This window comes from Novipirellula sp., assembly GCF_041583735.1.
Classification (GTDB): domain Bacteria; phylum Planctomycetota; class Planctomycetia; order Pirellulales; family Pirellulaceae; genus Novipirellula.
The window spans coordinates 20,131-30,372 of the sequence record NZ_JBFHFD010000028.1 but is presented as its reverse complement, the minus strand read 5'-3'; the positions used below and the strand labels follow the sequence as shown (position 1 = coordinate 30,372).

Here is a 10,242-nt window from a genome sequence, read left to right as displayed (position 1 = left end):
TATTTGGGTCGCTCGCTCGGCGCAACTTGATATTGGGTTTGCACGCAGCCAAACGGAGCTGGCGATTTTGGAAACCCAGCCTGGGTACGAACGCGGACACCTGGCTCGCGTCATCGCCATCTACAATTCATTGTCGAGCACGTACGACATGCAATTCAGCACCGTCGACGCGGTTGCAAATGCGATCCCTCAATCCAAGGCCAACCCGGCCGACGAACCACTTCGATTCCGGACCGATTTCGAAGAGGGGCCGATGTTGTCAGGAGTCGCCGTTGGCAGTAACCAAACTCAAATGGTTCGCGCCGAGCAGATCGTTGACCTTGGTGGTGGCATCTATCTGGACGGCGAAACGCTGGTCAACGGAACCGAATACGACTTGCTCGATTCCTTTGTGGTTGCCAAAACCGGCGACGATCAAACGCAACTTGCTGTCGTGGGCCTCTGTTCGGCCGGTTCGAAAACCAAATTGCGTTTTCGTGACGACGCTACCGTCAAAGTATCTACGGATCTACCGCTTCAGGTTTCTCGCGTGATGAGTGCGTTTCTAGCGGACAAATCGGTTCCAGCCGACTCGTCACGCTTAGTTGGACGAATCGAAGAATCGATCCCTGGAATGACCGTCACCCCCCAAGCAAACCAACGCAGTTCGCAGACGGTTGTAGTTGCCAACCTTCGTTTTCCACCGGCGCCCGAGCCACAATCGGATGTCAATTTGGTCGTCGATTTTCGTAAATCGTTGACCGAACCTTTGGAATCGGAAGTGCAGAGCGAGGATGAGGATGAATCAGAGAAGTAAATCGGCTCGCTCATCCCTACCAGCATTGCAACACTGAAATTCACCGCCCACCGTTCGGCCCCAGGAAACTTGATGATCACGCTCAAAGGATTCGGAAAAGACTATGGCGATTTCACGGCCGTCGAGAGCATTGACTTAGATATTGCTGCGGGCGAAACGTTTGGTTTCATTGGTCCCAACGGTGCCGGAAAGAGCACCACGATTCGCTTTCTTGCGACGCTGTTGCGGGCAAGTCGTGGGAGCGGATCGGTGGCCGGCTGCGATGTGATGGCCGACCCCGTCGGTGTGAGGCAATCCATCGGTTACATGCCCGATAACTTTGGCGTCTATGACGGCATGCGAGTATGGGAGTTCTTGGACTTCTTTGCCGTCGCTTACCGAATCGGTCGCACCGAGCGAAAGCAGATTATCGATAACGTGTTGGAACTGTTGGATCTTGGTCACAAACGCAACGACTTCGTCAACGGTTTATCGCGAGGGATGAAGCAGCGTTTGTGCCTCGCCAAAACACTGGTCCATGATCCTCCGGTATTGATCTTGGACGAACCGGCCTCGGGGCTCGATCCACGTGCACGAATCGAAGTCAAAGCGTTGCTGAAAGAGCTTCGTAAAATGGGCAAAACGATTTTGATCAGCAGTCATATTCTGACAGAGTTGGCGGATTGCTGTACGTCGATCGGCATCATCGAACGAGGCCAATTGTTGATGAGTGGTCCGATTGGCAGCGTGTACCGGCAAATCCGTCGCAACCGAATTGTCGAGATTGACTTCTTAACCGGGTTGGAAGCGGGGCTGTCGATTCTGCGAAGCAGTCCGGCACTGCGGTCGCTCGAACAAGAGCCGACTCGTGTGATCGCCGAGCTGGAAACGGATGACGAAGGATTGGCCAATTTGCTCGATGAACTGATCAAAGCGGGGGTGCGAATGCGTTCGTTTAACGATCGCGATCCCACGCTCGAGGATGTCTTTATGACGGTGACCAAAGGCTTGGTCACATAGTCGTTGATCTTGCGGACGTCGACTAAAAAGCGGAATTGCCTTCCAGCCTGGCGAGGTGCAATGACTGGCTGGATGCCAATTCCACATGAACCAATCCGCAATGCGATCGATCTCGCTGCAGCTTAACGGCCAAAGATTTTGTCGATGCCGCGACCGAGTTGCTTCTGTAGGTAATTCTCGGCTGAATCCTGGACCGCCTGCACCCCTAATTCGGTCACGACTTTTCGCACGCCCGACGAATCCAAACGAGGGCGCGAGAACGTTCCTTCGATTGGCAGCGTGACTGGTTGTCCGGCCAAGCCTTGCAGATTGCTTCCCAGCCAACGGGCATCCAGCGGCACCTGGGCGATCAAATTCAAGTTGCCATCGAATGAAACATTTCCGCTGGTGACCACTTGGGCGCGGTCCACTTCAAAGAACATTCGTTGGTGGCTGACAACGCCGCGATCGACCGTAAAGTCGACGGTTTGCGCAGGCACACGAATCAGCGTCGTCTCGGGATTCACAGCGGCTTGTGGTGTTCCGATTGATGCGAGCGAGCGAAGTTGTTTGATTCCACCGATGATTTGGTTTGCCATGGGACCTGAGTTCATGTCGATCGAATCGATGTTTAAACGACCTACCACGCGGCTCTGCTCGGGTCGATCAATAACCACGATGGCTTCATCGATCTCGGCACTTAGCGTTCCATCAATGCGAGTTGCATTGGCCGCCAGCGGCGCCAAATACTTAAGCCAGCGATCGGTCATTTCAGGTGTCAGTCGGATCGATTCCGCCACCCGGCCTGGTTCAACTCGCATCCACAGCGGCCCTGGCCGATAATGGACATCGCCGGCAATATTCAATCGGCCTTGATCGACCGGGATCGAGGCAGGTGACACGAAAACGCTCGTTTCGGTCAACCGCACCGGAATATTCGCTTGACCAAACTGCACCCCGGCGACTTCGCCCGCTTCCCAGCCAAGGTTAGCTAGCACACTCATCGCAATGTGCTCGTCAGCTTGACGTTTGACCGCAATCTCGATCGGAGTCTCTTGGACGCCTTGCAATTGAATCTGCATTCCGGCAAGTTCGCTGAGGCGTTTGGCGACCTCCGTCATTTTGATTCTCGCAGGACCTTTTACCGAAACGTCCCCAAGCGAATCATTCCAAACCGCGTGGCCGGTTAAACTGGTCGCGAACCAATCACTTGATAATTTCAGCGAATCGGTCACCACACCGCCACTGGTTGGGTCGACATGAATCGTGCCGTTGATTTTTACATTCGGTTCAGCCCAGACCACTCGTGAACCCGCATTCAAGCCAGCTGAGACGGTTGCATTCGGATTCGCTGTGATAGCCCCCATCGCGTTACGAACGGGGCCAACCAATTGCGAAGCCGCACTCGCCTGCGAGGGTTGAACGACGGCGACGCCTTTACCATTCATCTCGGTCTGGACAGCGTATCGACCTTTTTGACTGGTCACAATAAAGCGGCCATCACAGTCGCCCATCACCAACCATTCATCGGTCTGGACCGTTTGCCCCGGACGGTAACCGACTTGGCTGATCGCGGGGATGACTCGGTTTGCCACTCGCGTTTTCATGCTGCCTTGGATGCGTTCTAGCTTGGCTTGCCAAGCAATTTCGAGATCCGTCCGCTCGGCATTCCATTCGCCTTCGATGGCTGCCGAGACGGCATTTCCGACAATCGTCAAGGACCGGCAATCCAGCGAAGACGTCGTCCAGTCATAGTCGCCACTGAAATGCAGTTTGATTTCAGGTTGGCTGAAATAGCGGTCGGCGTAGGCCATGTGGGGCTGTGTCAACTCGATCGTCGTACCGGTCAAACGACCGCCTGACGACGAGACATCGGCACGCGCATTCATGGTGAATCCGCCGTCGAAATCGTGCAGTTCTGCCGGCAACCAAGGGCCAAGTGTATCGGCCAGCGCTTCGAGGCGTCCGTCGCCTTGGATACGAAGCGGAAATCGCGTGTTCGCATCGGGGTGTTGAATTCCTTGAACAAGTTCCGCTCGCAGATTCAGCCCGCTGCTCGACAGCGTGGCGTTTGCCACCGACAACGATTCAATCTGGCCCGCTTGCCATTGGCCCACCGCGTCGACATTCATTCGCAATGCGGGGTGCCGCAGCCGATTCCCACCAGGCAGTTCGATCAACAGGTCTTTGGCGTCGGCATTGCCCGTCAAACGCCACTGATCGCCACCGGATGCATTCCACTGGATCTTGCCACGCGCGGAACCGGCTAGCGATGAACTCGACAAATCGATGATCGGACGCAGCATGTTGGCCAATCGACCAAAATCGACTTCGATATCGGTTGCACCGCTTTGTAAGTTGCCTTGGCCGCTAGCTGCCGCAAAGGAACTGGTTAATTTGAACTGTTCGGCTTGGATGCGGTCTTGGTTACTCGAAACGATTGCGGTCATCTCGACCGGGTCGATTACCACGGCTTGGCCTCGCGATCGCGCGCGTAGTGCGTCGCTGCGCAGACTCAATCGTCGTCGCCGAGCGTCACTTGACGGCAATGATTCGATTGTGGCCAGGGCTCGTCCCGAAACCAGTTCGGCATCGTTGCGGATTGGCAAAACGCCGGGCAAGGCATGATCGAGTGCCGCCAAATCGACTTCGGCACTGGCGGTTCCTTCGAGTGCATCAAGCCAACGCACCGGATTGTCGCTGGCGCCGACGAGGGTAATCGAGGTTGAAAACGCGCCATCGAGCTTCAGCGAGGCAAAGTCGGTCGTCGCGACCAATCCCTGGCCGATGACGCGTTCGTTTTGTAGCGTCAAGCGACCATCAAGCATCGCAAGTTTGTTGGTCCAGCGGCGGGTGTCTTGTTGTAGGTTTGCCGCCTCGAGGTTGCGAACTTGGAACTGAGTCACGTCGGCGTCGACCGATCCATCACGGCTGCCGCGGATTTTTAGATTACCGGTGGCATCGCCCACCAATTGAGCTGGAATCTGATCCGCATACGCACTCATCCGTCGGCGAACCAAAGAGACGACGGATAAGGGCAGCGAATCACAGGTCAGATCGATGTTCCAAGGCGAAGTCGAACTGGGGTGGTCGAGCGAACCAAAATCGAACTCAACTGCTCCTTGCAGCGATCCCTGGCTGCCACGGGGTTCGGCCAAGACGCCAGTAAATCGACTCTGTAATGATTCGCCGCGTAGTTCAAGCTTCGTGCTCGCTTGGGATAATCGCCAAGTCTCGCCGCTGGTTGCGTCCTTGACCGTCAGCGTCACGTCGCTGATGTCGATCATTGCGGTGGTGGCGGGGCCCTCGGTGGCCGGTTGGTCCAACAGGATTCGCAGGTCCTCTTCGACACTGCTTTGACCATCGCGAACATCACACTGGATGTCGACTCCGCGCACCAGGATCGCACCAAGATCACTTTTCATGGTCCCGACCAGATCCATCACGGTCAATTCCGTGTCGAGCTGCTCAACTCTGAATTTGCTGCCCGCTTCTCGTCCCTCGATCGCCAACCCGGTGATCCGCAGCGGCGTCACCCAGCCAACACGGATTCCGTCTGCGGTGGCATCAAAACCGTATACCGCAGCGGCGCGAGCGACCATCGATCTGCCGACCGGCGAATGGCTAACCAAGCTGGGGGCCGCCAGCATCAAGAAACCAACGAACAGCAGTCCGCCGAGCAGGTAGTATCGCCGCCGTCGATTGCGATTTTCGCGACGACGATGCGTTTGTTCCTGCTGCGTTCGCTCGAGTTGATCGAGCAAAAAGTCGTCGGTGGTCACAGGCACATCCTTGCCGCCAATGTAACGAAGAAGAGAAGATCCGGACCACAGTGTAACGGCAACGACCCCCAAACCCCAAGATGAGTTTTTGTACTACTTTGGGCGACTTTTAGCGACTTTTGCCGACCAAATCAGCGGAAGTGGGCGAAGTTTGGTACGAAAGCCGCCACGCAAATACTAGAATGATACCAACCGGTACCTCTCTTAGGCGGATCTTTGATAGCGGCTGAATCAAATTGATTCTGGCGATTGCGGCACCGACGAAAACCCTGACGCTTTCTTTTCTTTCGAAGTCGACGGTACAAATCATGATTTATAAGCTCGTGCTTAAAAACGAGGTCCCTGGGCTCAATCGGCGTAGTTGGACGTTCAAGCCGCCGGTGTTGTTGGGACGTGATCCCGATTCCAACCTGTGCATCAATCATCACTCGATCAGTCGCCAGCATTGTCAATTTACGCTCAACGGCGACGAGGGTTTGGTGATCAAAGACTTGGGGTCGACCAACGGAATCTACGTCGATGACAATCGAATCCAGCAACATGTCTTGATGCCGAACCAAGTGGTGCAAATTGGTGCGTTGGAATTAGAGATTCAATTTTCTTCCCCAGATGAACTCGCCGCGTCACAGCAGTATCCACGCGAAGGTAGCGTGGATCGGACACGTCCGCTGCCGGTGTACCAATTGGATGCTCCGGCAGATCCCAAGCCGTGGTGGCGCCGGGTGCTGGGGTGATTCCCCCTGTCGCGTCAGCGAAGGATGGAAATCGATCGACTCGCCTCGGCCTTTCGAAGTTGTGATTTGCTGGGAATAGCGACAAAAGCGCAACTTCAAAACCGACGCGTCAACCGATCGCACTTTGAATCCGCGTGACCAAGGGGCGAGTCGTTTCGGCCGGGCTGCACAATTGGTAGGTCGATGCGGCGAGGAAACGGTTTCGCCACGGCGGCGAAAGAACTCGGTAGTCCTCTAGTGCGGCTGAGCTGAACTTGTAATCGTGCGAATCGTTGCCCTTCAAAAATACCAAGCGTCGTGCATGATCGACGACATCTTGCGGATTGCCGCCGGCGGATAACAGTTGATACATCTGAAGCGACGCTTCTTTCCGGCTCTTGCCCATCGTCTCGAACACCTCGGCGACCGTGGGCGAATGGTTGGGGGGCTGCGTTGCTGCGAGTTCATCGATGTGAGTCTCGTTTAATGCACCACGCCCTGCTGCTGCATCGCGAAACATCGGTAAAAACGAGGCGTTTTGCAGCAGCAGCACTTTGCGTGTCTGCTCGTCCTTCGCTGCGGAAAACGCATGATGAATCGCGTTGCTGGTGGTGACGGAGTGAAGCGAGACGATCCCTCGCTGACGCATCAACAATTCCCCTGCCGCGGCAAACAAACCGTTCCAAATCGACTGGACGGCGATGTTTTTCTCAATTAGCTCCGCCACCAATTCGCTGGCTTCGATCGGTGAACAATCATGCAGCGTCCTCACCAGATCTCGCGTCGCTACATCATCGATTGTTCCACCCGCCAGCGACGCAGAGATATTTTGAGCGGCAATGTGATTGATCCGGCCCGGCCGATCGGCTTCTAAATCGCTCGTCGATGGATTGGGTTCGCCATTGTGATTGAGCATTGCGTATACAAGGCTTCGCATCACCGGTTCGGCATACTCCCATCCAATTGTTTGCAACGTTCGGAAGGCGTTCGACAGATAGATGACTTTATGTCCGATGCTGCGAAAGTCACGAGCGGCGTAGCCGCTGAGCACTTCAAAAACACGATTGGCGCCCGAGTGACGGACCAACGAAGTGATCGCGGCATCGGATGCCGATTCGTCCCAGCGGTCCAGCGCGGTGCGAAGCGTCTTTTCAGCTTGATTGGCTGCGGGCAATGCGGATTCGTCGACCGCCGGCAACGTCCAGTTCCCTTCTCGGACATCGCGTGCTTGTGAGCTTTTAAAGTTGTCGATGGCCCAGAAAATCGGCAACCATCGATCTTCGTCGGGGCCGCTGATGCTCGCCAAATGAGCTGAATTAACCACTAGCACAGCGTGGAATTTGAATCCCACCGAAGGGCGTGGTTCGACATTCCGCACGCCCGCTAGCAACAAGGCGGCGAGCAGTTCGCGATAGCTCAGGCCCGTTTTCACTCGCTTCGCGGTCGCTTCGATGATCGATTGTTGGGGCGTTTCTTCTAAAAACCTCACCAGTGGCTCAATGTCACTGGAAAAGCGTGCGATGCCACGGTCGATCGTGACATCTGCAGCCGAGAGGGGCCCCAAAGACTGCAGCAAGCCGCTGAGTCCTAAACCGGCCGCCGTGGAAGCTAAGAAAGTCCGCCGCTGTAACGCTGACATTTGATTCTCTCCGGTAAATGAGTCTTACCGTCGATTGTAACGAGTTCGCCAGCAAGTGACCCACAAATAATCACGTAGCGAAAGTCGCCTAGGCTTTTGGGCAAACACCGACTGCTGGAACGACACGGTTGTCTTTGGGGCGACGTTCAGAGGGAGGTGATGATTTCGTAGAGTTCTTCGGCAGAGGTCGCTCGACGAAGTTTGGCTCGCTTCGCGTCGGTGCCAACCAGCTTGGCGATCTGAGCTAAATTTCGTAGATGCTCATCGGGCTTGCCGGAGGGGCTGATCAGCATGAACACGATCTCGATTGTTGAATTCGTTAGCGGGCAGATGACTTCCGTTTTAGGGCGTCCAACGATGAGAACGGCTCGGTCCACTTCGTCTGTCCAGACATGTGGCAATGCAATTCCGTGCCCGAGCAAGCTGGTGTAGTCTTCCTCACGCTTCCACATTTCATCGAGAAGGCAGTCTGGCTGGACTCCCGGATTTGTGTTTTTTAGTTGGACCACCATCTCACGGTACAAATCAAATAGTTCGTGCTGATCCGACAGAATGACGTTGCTGGGCGACAGAGGAATGGTGCTGCGGGTGTCTTCAGGTGTCGCGTGATAGACCAGCCATGCACGGTCACCATTGCCGACGACGGAGGGACGTTTGGTCGTCACTCCGCGCCCGTTTGCCGTCATCAATACATTGCTGGGCGACGGAGTACCGTCGGCAGCGTGAACGATTTCCAACGGTATCGATTCACTACCGGATTGCATCCAGCGGTTCAGTGGGATTTGATCCCACACTTTTTCGCCGACTAACAAGTGTGCATTCTCCTCCGTTTCGTATCCAGATGGTTCCCAGCGGAACACGGAACCTTCAACGATCTCGGACCAACGGCGACACAGCATTCGATTGAGGTCGGGATTGGGGGTCAGTGCAATGAGGTTCCCGCAACTGTAAATTGGAGGATGAGTGTCGGGGGCCATCAGCATTGCATCTTCGCTGAGTGCGGTGTGCCCTTCTCGCATCGCAACGCGAACGTCTCTTGCGTTGGTGTCGATCACAACGACTGGAATGTCTTGAGCTTTCAGGAAGGACGCAACCTTACGACCAACGGGGTTGGCGCCAACAATAATCCAGCCCGAAGCGACCGGTCGCAGAACACCGAGTAAACCGCCGACCATACCGGCGGTCATCCCTTGCGCGAGTACCGTTCCCGCAATCACCGAATACGTGAACGTTTCCAAAAAGGTTGATTCCGGCTCACCGATCTGCTTTAGCTGAAGGGTGAACAACGAGGCCATTGACGCGGCGACGATGCCTCGCGGAGCAATCCAGCTAAGAAACAGCTTGTCCTTGACACCGAGCGTGCTGCCGTACATGGAAAAGAAGATGTTCAACGGCCGCACCAGCAGCATGATGCCCAGCACCACTGCGGCGATCTTCCATCCATAATCCAGGAATGCGGCGAGATCGAGGTTGGCGGCCAGCAGGATGAAGAGCAACCCGATTAGAAAGTCTTTGAGTTCCACTTTGTACGAAACGATACTGCGCAATTGCGGCGTTTTTCGACTACCGAGAACGAGACCGGCGACCGTCACGCTCAACAGGCCACTTTCAGAGATCACAAGATCGGCCAAACCGAAATTTAACATGGCCATCGAAAGCACAAAGATATTCGTGTGATCTTCTCGAATCCAGCCACGTCGCATCACCAGATCAAGCAGAAAGCCGAACACCATTCCGAACATGGCGCCGGCGAAGAATCGCATCAGGAATTCGGTGACGACAACTTGATGATTACCGTCGGTGCTAACATAGAACTCGTAGCACAGCAGCGCAATGAAGACTCCAATGGGATCAATCAGCACGCCTTCCCAGTGCAAGATGTGGTGAAGACGTTCGCGCACACGAATGCGGTGCAAGAGCGGTCCGATCACGGTAGGCCCCGTCACAATGACGAGACTCGCAGCAAGGAAACAGAACGCGGGATCAAATCGGAACAGCGTCCAAATCAGTAGCGTGCTTCCGATCCAGGTGACAAGAACCCCAATCGTGAGAACTCTACATATCTCTTTGCTCGCTGACCGGTAACCTTTCAGATCAAGAGTCAGCCCGCCTTCAAAAAGAATAATTGCAACCGCCAATGAGATGATCGTGCTGAGCCCACTTCCGAGGTCCGATGGGTTCACGATTCCAAGGACCTGAGGGCCCGCAATCACACCGCCGATGAGTAACACGACGATTGCTGAAACTTCTAAGAATCCAGCCACCGTGAACAGACAGACGCCCAAGGCGGCAGCGACCGTGAACGTCGTGAGGATTTCGTTAGAATGCATGTTG

5 protein-coding genes and 1 pseudogene are annotated in these 10,242 nt (G+C 55.2%); 3 read left to right on the top strand and 3 right to left on the bottom strand.

Going from position 1 to position 10,242, the window contains the following annotated elements:
* Both ABX962_RS04195 and ABX962_RS04190 read left to right on the top strand, forming a co-directional pair.
* Window positions 1-796: pseudogene (locus tag ABX962_RS04195) on the top strand (hypothetical protein); the annotation flags it as partial.
* Window positions 797-868: 72 nt separating this feature from the next.
* Window positions 869-1,795, top strand: a complete 927-nt coding sequence (locus ABX962_RS04190; protein ID WP_372716919.1) for an ATP-binding cassette domain-containing protein — start codon at window positions 869-871, stop codon at window positions 1,793-1,795.
* Window positions 1,796-1,917: 122 nt separating this feature from the next.
* On the opposite strand, the gene ABX962_RS04185 is transcribed toward ABX962_RS04190, so the two are convergent.
* Window positions 1,918-5,556 carry a hypothetical protein gene (locus tag ABX962_RS04185; protein ID WP_372716917.1) on the bottom strand — a complete coding sequence of 1,213 codons (3,639 nt, stop codon included), beginning with the start codon at window positions 5,554-5,556 and terminating at the stop codon, window positions 1,918-1,920.
* Window positions 5,557-5,864: 308 nt separating this feature from the next.
* Here ABX962_RS04185 and ABX962_RS04180 point away from each other — a divergent pair, with 308 nt between their 5' ends.
* A complete protein-coding gene (locus tag ABX962_RS04180; RefSeq protein WP_372716915.1) occupies window positions 5,865-6,290 on the top strand; it encodes an FHA domain-containing protein in 426 nt (141 codons plus the stop codon).
* Window positions 6,291-6,399: 109 nt separating this feature from the next.
* Here ABX962_RS04180 and ABX962_RS04175 read toward each other — a convergent pair whose 3' ends face one another.
* Window positions 6,400-7,908 (bottom strand): hypothetical protein, encoded by a 1,509-nt coding sequence (locus tag ABX962_RS04175; RefSeq protein ID WP_372716913.1) that lies wholly within the window; start codon window positions 7,906-7,908, stop codon window positions 6,400-6,402.
* A 146-nt stretch (window positions 7,909-8,054) separates the two neighbouring features.
* Complete coding sequence (locus ABX962_RS04170) at window positions 8,055-10,238, bottom strand: cation:proton antiporter (RefSeq protein WP_372716911.1); 2,184 nt, start codon at window positions 10,236-10,238, stop codon at window positions 8,055-8,057.
* Window positions 10,239-10,242: the final 4 nt, after the last annotated feature.

What these genes read in the sequence shown, in the direction of transcription:
- ABX962_RS04180 (WP_372716915.1), top strand. Translation starts at nt 5,865, where the DNA reads ATGATTTATAAGCTCGTGCTTAAAAACGAGGTCCCTGGGCTCAATCGG.
- ABX962_RS04190 (WP_372716919.1), top strand. Translation starts at nt 869, where the DNA reads ATGATCACGCTCAAAGGATTCGGAAAAGACTATGGCGATTTCACGGCC.
- ABX962_RS04170 (WP_372716911.1), bottom strand. Translation starts at nt 10,238, where the DNA reads ATGCATTCTAACGAAATCCTCACGACGTTCACGGTCGCTGCCGCCTTG.
- ABX962_RS04175 (WP_372716913.1), bottom strand. Translation starts at nt 7,908, where the DNA reads ATGTCAGCGTTACAGCGGCGGACTTTCTTAGCTTCCACGGCGGCCGGT.